Origin of the sequence: Streptacidiphilus fuscans (genome assembly GCF_015690355.1) — a bacterium.
Classification (GTDB): Bacteria; Actinomycetota; Actinomycetes; order Streptomycetales; family Streptomycetaceae; genus Streptacidiphilus; species Streptacidiphilus fuscans.
Genome location: NZ_JADPRT010000008.1, coordinates 94,191 through 110,887 on the forward strand (window position 1 = coordinate 94,191; position 16,697 = coordinate 110,887).

16 protein-coding genes are annotated in these 16,697 nt (G+C 71.8%); 2 read left to right on the top strand and 14 right to left on the bottom strand.

Translation table 11 applies throughout. From position 1 onward, the window contains the following. Positions 1-13: 13 nt before the first annotated feature. Together I2501_RS20135 and I2501_RS20140 are read right to left on the bottom strand one after the other, a co-directional pair. Positions 14-163, bottom strand: a complete 150-nt coding sequence (locus I2501_RS20135) for a hypothetical protein (protein WP_196195521.1) — start codon at positions 161-163, stop codon at positions 14-16. 64 nt (positions 164-227) lie between these two features. Beyond that, on the bottom strand, positions 228-371 hold the full coding sequence (locus tag I2501_RS20140; RefSeq protein WP_196195522.1) for a hypothetical protein: 144 nt from the start codon (positions 369-371) through the stop codon (positions 228-230). 209 nt (positions 372-580) lie between these two features. On the opposite strand from I2501_RS20140, the gene I2501_RS20145 reads away from it, so the two are divergent. Then, positions 581-1,675 (top strand): M48 family metallopeptidase, encoded by a 1,095-nt coding sequence (locus I2501_RS20145; protein WP_196195523.1) that lies wholly within the window; start codon positions 581-583, stop codon positions 1,673-1,675. Between the two features lie 61 nt (positions 1,676-1,736). Here the strand turns inward: I2501_RS20145 and I2501_RS20150 are convergent, their stop codons facing one another. The 12 genes from I2501_RS20150 to I2501_RS20205 all read right to left on the bottom strand — a co-directional run bounded on the left by I2501_RS20150 (position 1,737) and on the right by I2501_RS20205 (position 16,196). Further along, positions 1,737-3,170: an SCO2583 family membrane protein gene (locus I2501_RS20150; protein WP_196195524.1), complete on the bottom strand. Its 1,434-nt coding sequence runs from the start codon at positions 3,168-3,170 to the stop codon at positions 1,737-1,739. 153 nt (positions 3,171-3,323) lie between these two features. After that, a complete protein-coding gene (locus tag I2501_RS20155; protein ID WP_196195525.1) occupies positions 3,324-3,767 on the bottom strand; it encodes an SCO2583/SCO2584 N-terminal domain-containing protein in 444 nt (147 codons plus the stop codon). 60 nt (positions 3,768-3,827) lie between these two features. Then, positions 3,828-5,147, bottom strand: a complete 1,320-nt coding sequence (locus I2501_RS20160; RefSeq protein ID WP_196195526.1) for a glutamate-5-semialdehyde dehydrogenase — start codon at positions 5,145-5,147, stop codon at positions 3,828-3,830. Positions 5,148-5,464: 317 nt separating this feature from the next. Continuing rightward, positions 5,465-6,007: a hypothetical protein gene (locus I2501_RS20165; protein WP_408022758.1), complete on the bottom strand. Its 543-nt coding sequence runs from the start codon at positions 6,005-6,007 to the stop codon at positions 5,465-5,467. 103 nt (positions 6,008-6,110) lie between these two features. Beyond that, a complete protein-coding gene (proB, locus tag I2501_RS20170; RefSeq protein ID WP_196195725.1) occupies positions 6,111-7,229 on the bottom strand; it encodes a glutamate 5-kinase in 1,119 nt (372 codons plus the stop codon). A gap of 144 nt (positions 7,230-7,373) precedes the next feature. Continuing rightward, entirely contained in the window at positions 7,374-8,156 is a 783-nt protein-coding gene (locus I2501_RS20175; protein ID WP_196195528.1) for a group II truncated hemoglobin, read from the bottom strand. 32 nt (positions 8,157-8,188) lie between these two features. Then, the gene (gene obgE, locus I2501_RS20180; RefSeq protein WP_196195529.1) at positions 8,189-9,664 is read right to left on the bottom strand and encodes a GTPase ObgE; all 1,476 of its coding nucleotides are present in this window, start codon (positions 9,662-9,664) and stop codon (positions 8,189-8,191) included. A 159-nt stretch (positions 9,665-9,823) separates the two neighbouring features. Beyond that, a complete protein-coding gene (rpmA, locus tag I2501_RS20185) occupies positions 9,824-10,078 on the bottom strand; it encodes a 50S ribosomal protein L27 (RefSeq protein ID WP_196195530.1) in 255 nt (84 codons plus the stop codon). Positions 10,079-10,093: 15 nt separating this feature from the next. Further along, positions 10,094-10,408 carry a 50S ribosomal protein L21 gene (gene rplU / locus I2501_RS20190; RefSeq protein WP_196195531.1) on the bottom strand — a complete coding sequence of 105 codons (315 nt, stop codon included), beginning with the start codon at positions 10,406-10,408 and terminating at the stop codon, positions 10,094-10,096. Between the two features lie 312 nt (positions 10,409-10,720). Then, positions 10,721-14,446, bottom strand: coding sequence for an Rne/Rng family ribonuclease (locus I2501_RS20195; RefSeq protein ID WP_196195532.1), 3,726 nt, complete (start codon positions 14,444-14,446; stop codon positions 10,721-10,723). Between the two features lie 207 nt (positions 14,447-14,653). Beyond that, the gene (locus tag I2501_RS20200; RefSeq protein ID WP_236046805.1) at positions 14,654-15,487 is read right to left on the bottom strand and encodes a TIGR03936 family radical SAM-associated protein; all 834 of its coding nucleotides are present in this window, start codon (positions 15,485-15,487) and stop codon (positions 14,654-14,656) included. A gap of 172 nt (positions 15,488-15,659) precedes the next feature. Then, entirely contained in the window at positions 15,660-16,196 is a 537-nt protein-coding gene (locus tag I2501_RS20205) for a CGNR zinc finger domain-containing protein (RefSeq protein ID WP_196195533.1), read from the bottom strand. Between the two features lie 93 nt (positions 16,197-16,289). On the opposite strand from I2501_RS20205, the gene I2501_RS20210 reads away from it, so the two are divergent. Then, the gene (locus I2501_RS20210; RefSeq protein WP_196195534.1) at positions 16,290-16,658 is read left to right on the top strand and encodes a VOC family protein; all 369 of its coding nucleotides are present in this window, start codon (positions 16,290-16,292) and stop codon (positions 16,656-16,658) included. Positions 16,659-16,697: the final 39 nt, after the last annotated feature.

Sequence of the window (16,697 nt, forward strand, 5' to 3'; positions counted from 1 at the left end):
ATCGCGTGACGTTCTAGCGGTCCTTGTTGAAACGCGTGGTGAGGAAGAGCAGCCCGAGGAGGATCGCCAGGGCGCCACCACCGGTGAGCCAGGGCTGGAGCGAGTCGTGCAGGCCATTGCCCTCGGCGAGCTGGGCGATCGCGGCGGTGACGTGTGAAGTCATCTGAAGTCGGACTTTCTGACTCGGTGGCAGGTCTGGCTGGTGATGGTCATGCTACGCACTCTGCTCAGTCGCGGTAGCCGCGCAGCAGCACGAATGCCATGATCACCACTCCGACGATGGCAGCGATCACGAGCACCCGCAGGAACATGCCCGGCCCGCTGCCGTTGGAGATGGCGGCGAGCTGGAGCAGCGCGTCGTTGGTGTGCATGGGGGAAGCCCTTCGAACGGAGTGGTGGCGCCCTCCGAGGGTAGTCCTGGCGCGTCGGGAACCCGACACCGGGCCGGAACGTCTCCCCCGTGAGGGGACGAGCAGTAGCGTGACCGCAGCGCATGCGCAGCGAATACAAGTCGAGTCACAGGACGGCGGGGGCCGGTGGCAGGTACCGGGGTCCGCGGTCATCCGGGAGGAACCAGCAGATGACCCAGCCCAACGACAGCAACGTGCCGAGCCGCGCCCGCAAGCGCTTCCCCGGCATCTCCACCCGCGCCTGGGAGCACCCCGCCGACCGTTCGGCGCTGGTGGCCCTGCGCAAGCTCAGCGGTTTCGACGACATCCTGAAGAAGCTCGGCGGCTTCGTCTCCGAGCGCGCGGTCCGGCTGATGTTCCTGGCCTCCGCGGTCCGTGCCAGCGAGCGGCAGTTCCCGCAGCTGCACGAGATGGTGCGGGACGCCGCCTACATCCTGGACCTGGAGCAGGTCCCCGCCCTCTACGTCACCCAGGACCCGCGTCCCAACGCCATGTGCATCGGCATGGACGCGCCGGTCATCGTGGTGACCACCGCGCTGGTCGAGCTCCTCGACGAGGAGGAGATGCGCGCGGTGATCGGCCACGAGGTCGCGCACGCGATGTCGGGCCACGCGGTCTACCGGACCATGCTGATCATCCTCACCAACATCGCCACCCGGATCGCCTTCATCCCGCTCGGCGGCCTGGCGATCGGCGCGCTGATCACCGCGCTCAACGAGTGGTTCCGCAAGGCCGAGCTCTCCTGCGACCGGGCCGGGCTGCTGGTGGGCCAGGACCTGCAGGCCTCGATGCGCGGCCTGATGAAGCTGGCCGGTGGCCACCACCTGCACGAGATGAACACGGATGCCTTCCTGGAGCAGGCCGAGGAGTATGACAAGGCCGGTGACCTGCGCGACGGCGTGATCAAGCTGCTGCAGGTGCTGCCGCAGTCGCACCCGTTCGCGGCGGTCCGGGTGGCGAAGATCAAGAAGTGGGCCGAGAGCGACGAGTACCGCTCGATCATGGCCGGCGCCTACCCGCGTCGGGAGGAGGACACCGAGGCCTCGTTCCGCGAGCAGGCCAAGGCGGCGGCGGACTCCTACGCGCAGTCCTTCAAGGAGACCAAGGACCCGCTGATGGGCCTGATCCGCGACGTCGCGGGCGGCACCGCCGACCTGGGCGGCAAGCTGCGGGACGTCTTCGCGGGCCGCACCTCGGGCAACGGCTCGGACGCGGACTCCGCGCCCGACGGGGACGCCCCCGTGGACGGCGACGGCAAGGCCTGAGCCAAGACCCCGGCAACACAGTGACAAGGGCCCTCCGGAGCTGCTCCGGAGGGCCCTTCCGTCACATGGTGCCCTGGAGGGTTCCGCAGACCGTCCAGGCGTTGGACTGGTGGTCGAACGGGTCGATCCCGGTCGGGCTCGGGCTGGCGCTCGGGCCGCTCGGACGTGGGGTGGCCGACCCGGACCCCTTGGCGGCCGAACCGCTCGCGTGCTGCTGCGGGAAGAGCGGCTCCAGATAGGCGCTCTGGTCGGCGTCGCAGCTGGTGGCGCCGGCCTGGACGACGGAGTCGACCAGCTGGACCCGGCGGCTCATGATGTCGTCCGGGGTCAGCCAGTACGTCAGCGAGCGCCGCACCGCGTAGTAGACGACCGGCTGGACCTGCGGTGCCTCGGCCTTGGCCCCGCCCGACGCCGAGGCCGCCGCCGAACCGGACGCGGCCGGGGTGGACGACGGTGCGGCGGCGGGCGAGGCGGCCGCGCTCTGCTTCGGCGTCAGCGCATACAGGAACGTGTAGTCGCTGGTCACCTGGAGTGTCTGGGCGTCGAGCTCGCTGTAGCTGATCTGGCCGGGCCCGACGAGCACCTCTTGGGTGGCCAGCTGCGTCGTCGCCGGGTCGAAGCGGACCATCCAGCCGGTGGCCTCGTGCCGCTGGTCGTCGACGGGATGGCTGACGCTCTGGTCGAACTGCGGGTACTGACCAGGCGAGATCCAGAGCCGGACCGCGTCGGTGTCCTGGCCGGACAGCACCTCGGGGTCGAGCGAGGAGGCCTTCAGGTAGTCCTGGACGGTGGTGAGCGCGGCCAGCACCTGGTCGTGGGTGAAGTGGTCGGTGTGCCGGGCGTTGGGCAGGTTGAAACCCTGGTCCCCCACCGCCAGGAACTGCGAGCCGGGCAACCCGGCGAAGGGCCCGGTGGTGTCCCCGCCCGACGGCGAGGCCGAGGCGGACGCGCCGCCGGAGCCGGACGCGGAGGGCTTGGCCGAGCCGGTGGGCTTGGTGCTGGGCTGGCTGCTGCCGCTCGCCTTGGCGCCACTGGCGGCCGAGCTCGGCGTTCCGCTCGCGCCGCTGCTCCCGACCGGCCCGGCCGGGAGGGTGGCCCGCCCGGTGGGAATGCCGTTCGGGCCCGGCTGCAGCGGGATGATCTGGACGCTCAGGTTGGCGGCCACGCCGGAGACCGGCGTCGGGTACGGATGGCGGACGCCCATGTAGACGGCCGTGGCGAAGGCGAAGCCGATCAGCAGCATCAGCGCGAGGGCCTGGCGCGGCAGCCCGCCGCCACCGTGGCCGTGGTGACTCGAACCCTCCCCGTTGCCGCCGCCCCTGCCGCTGCGGCGGCGGACCGCCCGCTGCCCGCCGGAGAGCCGCTCACTGGCGGAGAGCTCCTGGATCCGGGCAGCACGGATGAACGATTCGTCGAACACGACGGATCGGAACTCGTCCTCGCCCCCGGCGTTGCCCTCCGGCCCGCCCTCGGGGGGCTCTGTCGGGCCGCCCATGAACCTAGAGTAAGTCGCTTCCCGTAAGTGGGAGATGCCCGGCCCGGCAAGTTCTGGGTGGGAAGTGACCTTGATTGTTCGTCAGCTGACGGACAAATGAGACATTCACCACAAACAGGCCGTAGCCGAGATGCTCCGATGACTCGGATGTGCTCAGCTGTGCGCCAACACAGCTGGTGAGCTGGACGACGAGGGCGCCGAGGGCCCAGGCCCGCGGTTGGTGCCGGGAGCCGATCCGCCCGAGGCCCGGTAGACCGCGGCCGCCGCGCCCAGCACGGCCACTATCCCTATGACGACCAGCATCACGCGGGCCACCACCCGCTGCCAGCGACCGGGGTGACGGTCCGCGTAGGGCAGCGGCTTGAGTTCGAGCGGAAGGCCGTCCGGATCGTCGTCCTCGTCCACGTCGGCGTAGTCGATCGGCGCGCGGGTGCCGGTCGCCAGAGCGCGCTCGGTCGCCGACGGCTCGTGCACCAGCGCCCCACGGACGAAGGCCTCGTCGAACACCACGGCGGCGAACTCCCCGTTCACCAGGCCGTGGTCGTCGTCGCCTGCGCCGTCGAAGGGATCGGTGCTGCGGTCGGGACCGTCGGACACAGCATCAGCCTAGGGCAGCACGCCCGCTTTGTCTGCGGGTTGCGCCGCCCTACCGCGAGGTCAGCGGCGGATGTGGCCGTCGCCGGTGACGATGTACTTCGTCGACGTCAGCTCCGGCAGGCCCATCGGGCCACGGGCGTGCAGCTTCTGCGTCGAGATGCCGATCTCCGCGCCGAAGCCGAACTGGCCGCCGTCGGTGAACCGGGTCGAGGCGTTGACCGCGACCGTGGTCGAGTCGACCAGCTGGGTGAAGCGGCGAGCGGCGGCCTGAGAGGTCGTCACGATCGCCTCGGTGTGGCCCGAGGACCAGAGCCGGATGTGCGCGACGGCGTCCTCGAGCGAGTCGACCACACCGGCGGCGATGTCGTAGGAGAGGTACTCGGTCTCCCAGTCCTCCGGCGTGACCGGCACCACGACCGCCTTGGTGTCCTCGCGTTCCGCCACCTCCTGCACCCGGGCGTCGCCGTGGACGGTGACGCCCGCGTCGGCGAGCGCGGCCAGCGCGAGCGGCAGGAACGTGTCGGCGATGTCCTTGTGCACCAGGAAGGTCTCGGCCGCGTTGCAGACGCTGACCCGGTGCGCCTTCGAGTTGACCAGGATCTCCACGGCCATGGCCAGGTCGGCGTCGGCGTCGACATAGACGTGGCAGTTGCCGGTGCCGGTCTCGATCACCGGCACGGTGGACTGCTCCACGACCGTACGGATCAGCGAGGCGCCGCCGCGCGGGATCAGAACGTCGACCATCCCGCGCGCCCGCATCAGCTCCTGCACGGAGTCGCGGCTCTCCCCCGGCACCAGATGCACCGCGTCCGCGGGCAGGCCCGCGCCGCCGACGGCGTCGCGGATCACCTCGACCAGCTTCCGGTTCGACGCGATCGCGGAGGAGGAACCCCTGAGCAGGACGGCATTGCCGGACTTCAGGCAGAGCGCGGCGGCGTCGACGGTGACGTTGGGACGCGCCTCGTAGATGATCCCGACCACCCCGAGCGGCACCCGCACCTGGCGGACGTCCAGCCCGTTGGGGAGCGTGTACCCGCGCACCACCTCGCCGACCGGGTCGGGCAGCCCCGCGACCTTCCGCACGTCCTCGGCGATGGCGGCGATCCGCTCGCGCGTCAACGTCAGCCGGTCCACCACGGCCTCGTCCGTCCCCGCGGCCCGCGCCCGCGCCACGTCCTCGGCGTTCGCCTCGACGATCTCCCGCGTCCGCACCTGCAGCGCGTCCGCGACGGCGAGCAGCGCATCGTCCTTCGGCGTCCGCGGCAGCGGCGCGAGGGTCGCGGCGGCGGCGCGCGCCCGGTAGGCGGCCTGCAGCACCGGCGACTTCGGCAGCGGCGAGGGCAGATCGGGCGAGGGGAACTCGACGGAGTGGCTGCTCATACGCACAGCGTAAAGCCTCCGGCGAGGGTGGCTGTTGGCACTTTCAGTGGGTGAGACCAGCAGATTTGGAGAGACGGGACGATGCAACATCTAGGGGCGCGGGGAACTGCGCGAGCAACCACCCTGTGCGGATGGCCCTGCTCGTTCGGTGCTCTACCTGCGCGGGTGGCTTGTCGCGCTGTTCCCCGCGCCCCTAGATAGTGCAACCACCTGCGGCAGCATCAGCCCGCCTTGTCGCGCCCAAGCGGCGGAGCCGCATATCAGCAGAGCCCCGCGCCCCTGAGGTAGTACAACGCCCCCCGCGCCGAACCACCAGGTCAGTACGGGTGCACTCCCCCCAGGAACGCCGGTGGCTCCCCGTACCCCTCGGCGATGCGCTTGTGGTACGTCGGGCGGTCCACCACCTCCAGGCCGACCACCTCCCACGGGGGCAGCTGGGCGGTGACCCGGTGCTCACCCCACAGGCGGAGCGCCAGCGCCGCCGCGTCCTGGAGGTCGTCGGCCTGTTCCCAGTAGCGGATCTCCGCGTGGTCCGCGGCGTAGCGGGCCGTGAGGAAGGGCGGGTGTTCGTGGGCCAGTTGTTCCAGGCCCTGCTTCAGCTGGGGCAGCGGGGTGACCCGGCCGGCGACGTTCAGCACGACGTGCCATATGCGGGCGCGCTGCCCGATCTCCGCCGCGCTGGAGCCCGGCTGGACCCGGCCCGCGTGCTCCGGCGCGTCCGCGCGGTCGTGGTCGGCGCCCGCGTGCGGGTCGGGCGCGCCCGCGCCGCCGGGGATGCTGGTCAGCACCGCCCGTGCGCGGCCCTCGCCGCCTCCGCCGGCTCCCCCGCTCCCGCTGCCTCCGCTTCCCCCACTGCCCACGGGTCGCGCTCCCTGGCGCCTGCGTCCCACCGGCGGCCTCCCTGTCGGCGATTCGTCCCCGCGGTCTGTGCTCCTGAATCTCAAGCCAGCAACCGTCGGCGCCTCAGCCGGTCAGGACGACGAGGTCGTCGCGGTGCACGACCTCCCGCTCGTAGGCGGGGCCGAGCTCGCGCGCCAGGTCCCGCGTCGACCGGCCGAGGAGCCGGGGAAGCTCCCTTGCATCAAAGTTGACCAGCCCGCGCGCGACGATGTGGCCGTTTTCGTCAAGAAGGTCCACCGGATCGCCCGCAGCGAAATCTCCCTCAACTCCGGTCACACCAGCGGGGAGCAGCGAAGTTCGCCGTTCCACGACGGCCGCGACGGCCCCCGCGTCGAGGGTGATCGCGCCCCGGGGCGAACTGGCGTGCTCCAGCCAGAGCAGCCGGTCGGCCGCACGCCTGCCCGTACGGTGGAAGAGCGTTCCCGTGTCCCTGCCCGCGAGCGCGGCCGCCGCGTGGCGGGCCGCGGTGAGGATGACGGGGATGCCCGCGCCGGTGGCGATCCGCGCGGCCTCGACCTTGGTGACCATGCCTCCGGTGCCGACCCCGGCCTTGCCCGCGCTGCCGATCTCGACGCCCGCGAGGTCGTCAGGACCGTGCACCTCGGCGATGCGGCTGGTCCCCGGCTTGCTCGGGTCGCCGTCGTAGAGGCCGTCCACGTCGGAGAGCAGCACCAGCAGGTCGGCGCGGACCAGGTGGGCGACGAGCGCGGCCAGCCGGTCGTTGTCGCCGAAGCGGATCTCGGCGGTGGCGACGGTGTCGTTCTCGTTGACGACCGGGACCGCGCCCATGGCCAGCAACTGCTCCAGCGTCCGGTAGGCGTTGCGGTAGTGGGCACGCCGGGACGCGTCGTCGGCGGTCAGCAGCACCTGGCCGACGCGCAGGCCGTAGCGGGCGAAGGAGGCCGTGTAGCGCGCCACGAGCAGGCCCTGGCCGACGCTGGCGGCGGCCTGCTGCCGGGCCAGGTCGGAGGGGCGCTTCTCCAGGCCGAGCGGGGAGAGGCCGGCCGCGATCGCGCCGGAGGAGACCAGCACGATCTCCACCGGTCCGGCGTCCGTGCCGCGCTCGTGGGCCTTGGCCAGGACGTCGACGAGGGCGTCGACCCGGTCCGCGTCGAGGCCGCCGGTCGCGGTGGTGAGCGACGAGGAGCCCACCTTCACCACGATGCGGCGCGCCTGCAGCACGTCTTCCCGGAGTTCCCGGATGTTGCTGCCTGTCACGCCGTCGCTCCCGTGCTACCCGTGCGTCCGCCGATACGCTGCTGCGCCACCTTGCTGCGCTGATGGGCAGCAATCTACGCGAAGCGGACCACGGAGATCACCCGGGTTTCAGCCCTCGGGACGGTACGGCGGGGTCAATCCCCAGCCCCACTTCGGCATCGGGGTGTGCACGACGCGCTGCGCGCCCGGCGCGGAGAACATCAGGGCCATCCGCGTCCCCCATTCGAGGTACCCGCGGAAGGCGGCGCGGAACTCCGGATCGGTCGGCAGGCCGACCTCGTCGGCCGCGTCCTCCAGCAGCCAGAGCCAGCGGCGGCGCATCGGCTCGGTCAGCGCGCGGCCGAGGTGACGGGAGATCATGTGCGGATGGCCGCCGCGCTCGGCGCTGTAGGCGGGCGGGCCGCCGAAGACCTCGCCGAGGAAGAGCGCGACGTGCTGCGGGTGCTCCGGATCCATGCCCGCGAAGACGGGCGCGAGCAGCTCGTCGGCCAGCACCTTGCCGTAGAAGACCTCGGTCAGCCGCGACAGCGCGGGCGCGCCGCCCAGGTACTCGTACAGCGTCGGATCAGGGCGTTCGGCCGCCGCTCCCGCGCCGACCACGCCGGTGGCGCGGTAGTGGCGCATCTCCTCGATGTCGTCGACGTAGGGCTGGATCGCCGCGAAGAACTCCTTGAACTCCGGCGAGGCCCGGAAGCCCTCCAGATGTCCTTCGGTGGACGTCCACCGGATCCGCAGCACGAAGACCCCCGCCTCCTCCTCACACTCCGTCAACTCGTAGTCGACGCAGTACTCGGAGGCGGCGAGGGGCTGGGCGGCCCGCTGGTACGCGGCTTCGAACGCGTCCCGGCGGTCCTGACCGATGCGGTAACGGATGTACTCGACTGTGGCCATACGGCCACTGTAGGCAGAAGCTGCCCGAGGACTCAGTAGTCTTCGTCCGACTCGATCGCGTGGCGGCTCAGCGGGTCGAAGTGCGCGAACTCCTCGGACGCGGCGTCCGCGCGCTTGGCCTCGCGCTCGCGACGGCGGTCGACGGCCGGACGCGGCGCCTCGAAGCGGTGGTCCTCGCCGCGGCGGCCCAGCATCTCCGCGCCGGAGGCCATGGTCGGCTCCCAGTCGAAGACGACGGCGTTCTCGGTGGCGCCGATGACGACCGTGTCGCCCTCGCGGGCGCCGAGCTTGGTGAGCTCGTCCTCGACGCCGAGGCGGTTGAGGCGGTCGGCGAGGTAGCCCACGGCCTCGTCGTTGTTGAAGTCGGTCTGCTTGACCCAGCGCTCCGGCTTGGAGCCGGTGACCCGGTAGAGGTCCTCGTGCTCGTCGTAGACGACCGAGAAGCCCGCGTCGTCCACGGCCTTCGGGCGGATGACGATCCGGGTGGACTCCTCGACCGGCTTGGCGGCGCGCGCCTCGGCGACGATCCCGGCCAGGGCGAAGCTCAGCTCGCGCAGGCCCTTGTGGGCGAGCGCGGAGACCTCGAAGACCTGGTAGCCGCGCTCCTCCAGGGAGGGGCGGACCAGGTCGGCCAGGTCCTGGCCGTCGGGGATGTCGACCTTGTTGAGCACGACGATGCGCGGCCGGTCCTCAAGACCGCCGTACTGCTTGAGCTCGTCCTCGATGACGTCGAGGTCGGTGAGCGGGTCGCGGTCGGACTCCAGCGTGGCGGTGTCGAGCACGTGCACCAGCACCGAGCAGCGCTCGACGTGGCGCAGGAACTCCAGGCCCAGGCCCTTGCCCTGGCTGGCGCCCGGGATCAGACCCGGCACGTCGGCGATGGTGTAGACGGTGGACCCGGCGGTGACCACGCCCAGGTTCGGGATCAGCGTGGTGAACGGGTAGTCCGCGATCTTCGGCTTGGCGGCGGAGAGCACCGAGATCAGCGAGGACTTGCCCGCGCTCGGGTAGCCGACCAGCGCCACGTCGGCGACGGACTTGAGCTCCAGCACGATCTCGGCGCTGTCGCCGGGCTCGCCGAGCAGCGCGAAGCCGGGCGCCTTGCGGCGCGCCGAGGCCAGCGCGGCGTTGCCGAGGCCACCGATGCCGCCCGCGGCCGCGACGAAGGAGGTGCCGTGACCGATCAGGTCGGCCAGCACGTTGCCCTTGCGGTCCATGACGACCGTGCCGTCCGGGACCGCGAGCACCAGGTCCTCGCCCTCCGCGCCGGTGCGGTTGCCGCCGGCGCCGGGCTTGCCGTTGCCGGCCTTGCGGTGGGGGTGGTGGTGGTAGTCGAGCAGCGTCGTGACCTGCGGGTCGACGACCAGGGTCACGCTGCCGCCGCGTCCGCCGTTGCCACCGTCCGGGCCACCCAGCGGCTTGAACTTCTCGCGGTGCACGGAGGCGCAGCCGTGGCCCCCGTTACCCGCGGCGACGTGCAGTTCGACGCGGTCAACGAAGGTGGTCATGATGCGGGCGCCTCTCGATTGGCGGGAAGGTCCGTACGGTTCGTACGGTTCGTGAGTCAGCGGTTCGTGAATGCCGCTGTAAACACCAAGGGTGGACCGGAATGTTCCGATCCACCCTCAGCGAGGTACAGCTGGGTCCTACGTGTCGGCCGAAAAAGCTCAGGCGACCGGGACGATGTTGACGACCTTGCGGCCGCGACGGGTGCCGAACTCGACGGCACCGGCCTGCAGCGCGAACAGCGTGTCGTCGCCGCCACGGCCGACGCCCGCACCCGGGTGGAAGTGGGTGCCGCGCTGGCGGACGATGATCTCGCCGGCGTTGACGACCTGGCCGCCGTAACGCTTCACGCCCAGGCGCTGGGCGTTCGAGTCACGACCGTTACGGGTAGAGCTTGCGCCCTTCTTGTGAGCCATGGTTCCCCTCGCCCCTTACTTCGCCGAGTCGATGCTGGTCACGCGAAGCGCGGTGTGGCGCTGACGGTGGCCCATACGCTTCTTGTAGCCGGTCTTGTTCTTGTACTTCTGGATGCGGATCTTCTCGCCCTTGTGGTGGTCGACCACCTCGGCGCGGACCTTCACACCCGCCAGGACCCACGGGTCGCTGGTGACGGCCTCGCCGTCGACGACCAGGATCGTCGAGAGCTCAACGGTCTCGCCGACCTTGGCGTCGACCTTGTCAGCCTCAAAAACATCGCCGACGGCAACCTTGTGCTGCCGTCCGCCGCTACGCACGATCGCGTACACGTTGAACCCTTCTCGATTCGGTCGGAACCTCTGACGCCAGCCGCACCGGTGCCAAACGCCCGGGGGCCTCCCCCGGGCGAGAAAGCCCAGGAGGTGTGTGTGCTCAGAAGCAGGCGTGACTCACCGATTGCAAAGCACGCCGAGGGTCAAGACTACGGAAGCCCCGACCCGGGGTCAAACCAGCCCATGGGGCCTCGTCCGGGCCCGAACCCGGACGTCTGCGCAGCTCGGGGCCGGTCCGCGTCGATCGCTCGACACGGACCGGCCCGGGCGCCACGCGGGGGTGACGCCGCTGACTGCTCCCGCCGCTGACTACTCCGCGGCCGGCTCGGCGGCGGGCTCGCTCGCGGCGGCCTTCTTGGACGTGCGCTTGGCCGTCGTCTTCTTCGCGGCCGTCTTGGTCGCCGTCTTCTTCGCGGCGACCTTCTTGGCAGCCGTCTTGCGCGCCGCACGCTTGCGCGCGGGCGGAGCAGCCTCGGCCTCGGCCTCGGCCTCGGCCGCCGGGGCCTCAGCCTGCGCGGCGGGGGCCTCGGCGGTGACCGCCTCGGCAGCCTGCTCCGGCTCGGCGACGGGCGCGGCGGCGGACTCCGCCGCCGACTCTCCCGCGATGACCACGACGGCGGGCTCGGCGCCGACCGTCGAGGTCGCCTTGCGCACCGCGCGACGGCGGGTGCGGCCACGCGGGGCGGCGGCCTCGATCATGCCCTCGACCATCGCCTCGGCCTCGGCCTGCGCCGCGGCGTCGACCACCGGAGCAGCCTCGGCGACCGGCTCGGCGACGGCTTCGACGACCGGCTCGGTCACGACCTCGGCAGCCACCACCTCGGGCTCGCGGGAGACCAGCTCGATCTCCTCGTGCTCGTGGTCGGCGTGCTCGTGCGCCTCGTGCGTCTCCGCCGGGGTCTCGTCGCCGCCGCGACCACGACGACGGCGCTTGGAGCCGCCGCCCTCCTCGGGCTGCGCGGCCTCGGACTTGCCGCCGCCGACACCCGGCTTCGGGCCCGCGAAGCCCTTGGGCGCGGGAGCGGTCTGCTCCATGTGCACGATCACACCGCGACCGTTGCAGTGCACGCAGTTCTCGGAGAACGACTCCAGCAGGCCCTGGCCGACCCGCTTGCGGGTCATCTGCACCAGGCCCAGCGAGGTCACCTCGGCCACCTGGTGCTTGGTCCGGTCCCGGCCCAGGCACTCCAGCAGACGGCGCAGCACCAGGTCGCGGTTGGACTCCAGCACCATGTCGATGAAGTCGATGACGATGATGCCGCCCAGGTCCCGCAGCCGCAGCTGACGGACGATCTCCTCGGCCGCCTCGATGTTGTTGCGGGTGACGGTCTCCTCGAGGTTTCCGCCCTGGCCGGTGAACTTGCCGGTGTTGACGTCGACGACCACCATGGCCTCGGTCTTGTCGATCACCAGCGAACCGCCGCTGGGCAGCCAGACCTTGCGGTCCAGCGCCTTCATCAGCTGCTCGTCGATCCGGTAGGTCGCGAAGACGTCGACCTCGGAGGTCCACTTCTGCAGACGCGGCGTCAGGTCCGGTGCCACCGACGAGACGTACTCGTGGATGGTGGACCAGGCGTTCTCGCCCTGGACGATGACCTTGGAGAAGTCCTCGTTGAAGATGTCGCGGACCACACGGACCGTCATGTCCGGCTCGCCGTAGAGCAGCGCGGGGGCGTTGCCGCTGGTGGCCTTCTTCTGGATGTCCTCCCACTGCTGCTGCAGCCGCTGGACGTCCCGGGTCAGCTCCTCCTCGGACGCGCCCTCGGCGGCGGTGCGCACGATGACGCCCGCGTCGTCCGGGACGATCTTCTTGAGGATGTTCTTCAGCCGGGCGCGCTCGGTGTCGGGCAGCTTGCGGCTGATGCCGGTCATCGAGCCCTCGGGCACGTAGACCAGGTAGCGGCCGGGCAGCGAGATCTGGCTGGTCAGGCGGGCGCCCTTGTGGCCGATCGGGTCCTTGGAGACCTGGACCAGCACGGACTGACCGGACTTCAGCACCGACTCGATCCGGCGCGGGCCGTTCTTCAGGCCCAGACCGGAGAAGTTGACCTCACCGGCGTAGAGCACCGCGTTGCGGCCCTTGCCGATGTCGACGAAGGCGGCCTCCATCGACGGCAGCACGTTCTGCACCTTGCCCAGGTACACGTTGCCGACGTAGGAGGTGGCCTGCTCCTTGTTGACGTAGTGCTCGACGAGGACGCCGTCCTCCAGCACACCGATCTGGGTGCGCTCGCCGGACTGACGGACCACCATGACGCGCTCGACGGCCTCGCGGCGCGCCAGGAACTCGGCCTCGGTGATGATCGGGACGCGGCGGCGGCCCTGCTCGCGGCCCTCGCGGCGGCGCTGCTTCTTGGCCTCCAGGCGGGTCGAGCCCTTGATGGACTGGACCTCGTCCGGGTCGAACGGCGCCTCGCCGGAACGGCGGCGCGGCTCACGGACCTTGACGACCGTGCGCTCCGGGTCGCCCTCGCCCGTCTCTGCCTCGGGGCCCGCGTCCCCGCTGCGGCGGCGACGACGACGGCGACGACGGCTGGAGGAGGACAGCGCCTCACCCAGGTCGTCCTCGTCCTCAGCCTCGTCCTCGGACTCCTCGCCCTCCGCCTCGTCGGCGGACTGCTCGGCCTCGTCGGACTCACCACGGCGACGACGGCGACCGCCACGGCGGCGGCGACGGGAGGGGCGGCCCTCCTCGGCGTGGTGCTCGGCCTCGTGCTCCTCGTGGTCCTCGGACTCCTCGTCCTCGGCTCCGTGCTCGGCCTCGGCGAGCTCCTCGCCCTCGACGCCCAGCTCGGTGTCCTCGCTCACCACGTAGGCGGGCGAGGTGGCGCGACGACGGCGACGGCGACGGCCGACGGACTCGCCGGCGTCCTCGTCCTCCTCCTCGTCCGCGGAGAGCGGCGCACGGGTGCTGACCTGCTCGAAGCGGGCCGGCTCGGTCGGCGCGGCGGGCGCGGCCGCGCGGCGGCGGGTACGACGACGGCCGCCGGTGGTCTCCTCGGCCTCCGCCTCGGCACCGGCCTCGGCGGATGCCGCTGCGGGCGCGGTGGCGGCGGTGGGAGCCGTCTCGGCGGCGGGAGCGACGGCCGGGGACTCGGCACGGCGGCGGGTCCGGCGCGCGGGAGCCTCGGCGGCCTCCTCGTCCGGCGCGGCGAAGGCGGCAGCCGGCGCACCGGCGCGGCGACCGCTCGCGGCGGCCTCGGCCGGGGCGGCAGCCTCGGGCTGCTGGAAGACCGGGGGCTGGAAGATGGCGGTGGCCGGACGCACGGCGCGGCGGCGGGCACGCGGGGCGTGCTCCTCGGCGGCGGGCTGCTCGGCAGCGGGGGCGGTGGCGGCCTGGGTCGGCTCGGCGGGCTGCACGGCGGCAGCGGCGCGCTGCTGGAGTGCGACGATGCGCCGCTCCAGCTGGCTGCCGGCCTCGACCTTCAGCGTGGCTCCGGCGCGGGACACCAGGTCGGCGACGAGCGCCTCCAGCTGGGCGCCGCTGACGGCACCGGACTCGACCTGCTGCTCGACCTGGTCCAGCTCGCCGAGCAGGGCGAGGCTGTCGTCGGCCTGCGGCGCGGCAGGGGCCTCGGCAGCGGGTGTCTCGGCGGCCGGGGTCTCCACGACCGGCTCGGCCTCGGCCTTCTTACGGGTACGGCGGGCGCGCTTGCGCGGCTCGGGAGCCTCGGCGGCCTCAGCGGCGACAGCCGCGTCTGCGGGGGCGGGCTGGGCGGCAACCGGCTCAGCGGCGACCGCCTCGGCGGCCGGGGTCTCGACGACCGGCTCGGCCTCGGCCTTCTTGCGGGTACGGCGGGCGCGCTTGCGCGGCTCAGGAGCCTCGGCGGGCTCGCCGGCGGCCTCAGCGGCGGCGGCAGGTGCCGCCGCACTCTCGGCGCTCTGCGCGCTCGCTACGGCCTCAGCGGGCTCGGCGACCGGCGGGCCGGCCGGACGGCTGGCGGCGCGGCGACGACGCGGGGCGGCCTTGGGGGCCGCACCCTGCGATTCACTCGGCTCGTTGTTCTCGGTGTGTTCGTTGTCGTTCTCGGGCATGCGGGCGTTTCTCCCGTCACGCCCCCGGGCACCGCGCCAACTGGGCGGGCGCCGCACGGGGGCTCGCGTATGTCTTTGATGGCGTGCCCACGGGGGTCGCGGACTCGCCGAAGCTTCGGGTCGCGCTTTGGTCGACCGGGCCCCGGATGGCTCCCAGGGCCCTGGTCGGGCGCCGACGGCGCTGCGTCGCCGTCCGGTCCGCCGCCGCTACGCGTGCTGCGGCTCGGTCGCCTCGGGTGTGAGGGCCAGTGCCGCGTCGCGGTCGGGCGCGAACGGGTCGGTCACCGCGCCGGTCTCCTCGTCGAGCGGCCCCTGCGCCAGCCTGGTCACCCCAGCGGGGACCGGCAGCGCGAGGTCGGCCGTCACACGAAGACCGGTGAGGACGTCGTCGGGTCGGACGGCGGGTGTGGCGTGCCGAACAACCAGGCGCAGTATCGCACAGGCACGGCCTGCGAGGATATCGGTCGTACTTTCCGGTAGTGCGAGTGCACCCGCGTCCACCTGCGGATCCACCACGTCGAGAGTGATCACCGCGCCGCGCGCGTCGAAGGTACGCAGACCGTTCTTGGTCTGCCGCTCCACCGTGACCTCGTCCTGCGCCAGGAAGGCGGCGACGGCGGCACGGGCCGTGTCGGCCTCGACGCCGTCCAGGACGAGCTGCCAGCAGGAGGCCTGCAGGCGCTCCATGAAGTCCTTGCCGTGCGCCTCGACCGCGTCGACGACGTCCAGGCCCGGCGGCAGCGACTCGTCCAGTTGGCTGCGCAGCAGCTCCGGCTCGCGCCGCTCGCTGAGGGCCAGCTCCACGTACTCGGCCTCACTGGCGGCACCGGTGGGCGCGGCGTTCATGAAGCTGATCTTGGGGTGGGGGGTGAAGCCGGCGGAGTACGCCATCGGGACGGCGGAACGGCGCAGAGCGCGCTCGAGGGCTCGCTGGAAGTCGCGGTGGCTGGTGAAGCGGAGGCGACCACGCTTGGTGTAGCGAAGACGGATCCGCTGGACCGCGGGTGCGGGCGGCGGACCGTCGGGCGTGCGGCGTGCCAGTGCGCTCAGTCCTTCGGGAGTAGGGGCGTTCGTGCGCCTCCAAGGGTACGCGGCTACGTCGGTCGACGGTTCCGCGCTCGGTCGGCCACCGCGTGGGCGGCACAGGCGGCGGTGCCGGGGCCGACGCCCGAGGTCGATATGCGTTTTCGGCACAGTGTTCAGAATATTGCGACTAAGACACTGCAGAAACATTTCCTCGTGCACGATAGGTCCGCATTTTGGCACGACTTCCGCATACGGCCATGCTGCACCAACGGCCGCGCCCGGCCGGGGAACGGTCGTAGTAGAGCCAGCGGCAGTCCTCCGCCGCACATGCCTTGAGCCGGAGCCAGTCCTTGCCGGCAGCGGCGATACCAGCGGCGACCTGGGCGAACAGCAGTTCCGTGGCCGGAAGTCCGGGCGCGGGAACGAGCTCCATGGCGCCGTCGAGGCGCGGCGCCAGCACCAAGGAGGCAGACGTCAGCTGCCGAGTGAATGAATCCAGCGAACCCTGTGGAATATCCAGACCCGCGTGCGCCATTCCCGCCTCCCGCAACAGCTCACGGAATACGCGAACCCGCGCTGCGTCGAAGCCCTCCCCCGCGCGCTCCCCCGAGAACTCCCCCCAGAGCTCCTCCAGGAACGCCTCCAGCCCGTCCTCGCCCGTGTCCACGTCGAGCGTGTTGACGAGCTCCTGCACCAGCCGCAGCGGCTCCGGGGCGTCTCCCATGCTTGCGATGTTACCGATTCTGCGGCAGCATCCAGTAACGCGAGCAGTTACCTCTAGACCGCTTCAAGCGGTAACTTCGACGAGAGGCACCTCATGATCGGCAACCTGCGCGCCTTCGCCCTCGACTGTCCCGACCCCGTCGCCCTGGCCGGGTTCTACGCCCAACTCGTAGGCGGCAAGGTCGTCGTCGAGGAGGAGCAGGACGAGTGGGTGGAGCTGGAAGGCGACTACGGCACCACCAAGCTCGCCTTCCAGAAGGTCGACGGCTACCGCGCACCCGCCTGGCCCGGCCAGGGCACCCCGCAGCAGGCCCACATCGACATCGGCGTCACCGACCTCGACGCCGCGCACACCCAGGTCCTCGCGCTCGGCGCGACACCGCTGGAGGACTGGGCCGGCACCAAGTCCTGGCGCGTGTACGCAGATCCGGTCGGGCACCCGTTCTGCCTCTGCGCCTGCTGAGAGACACGACGAGGCCCGCCGATCTCCTGATCGGCGGGC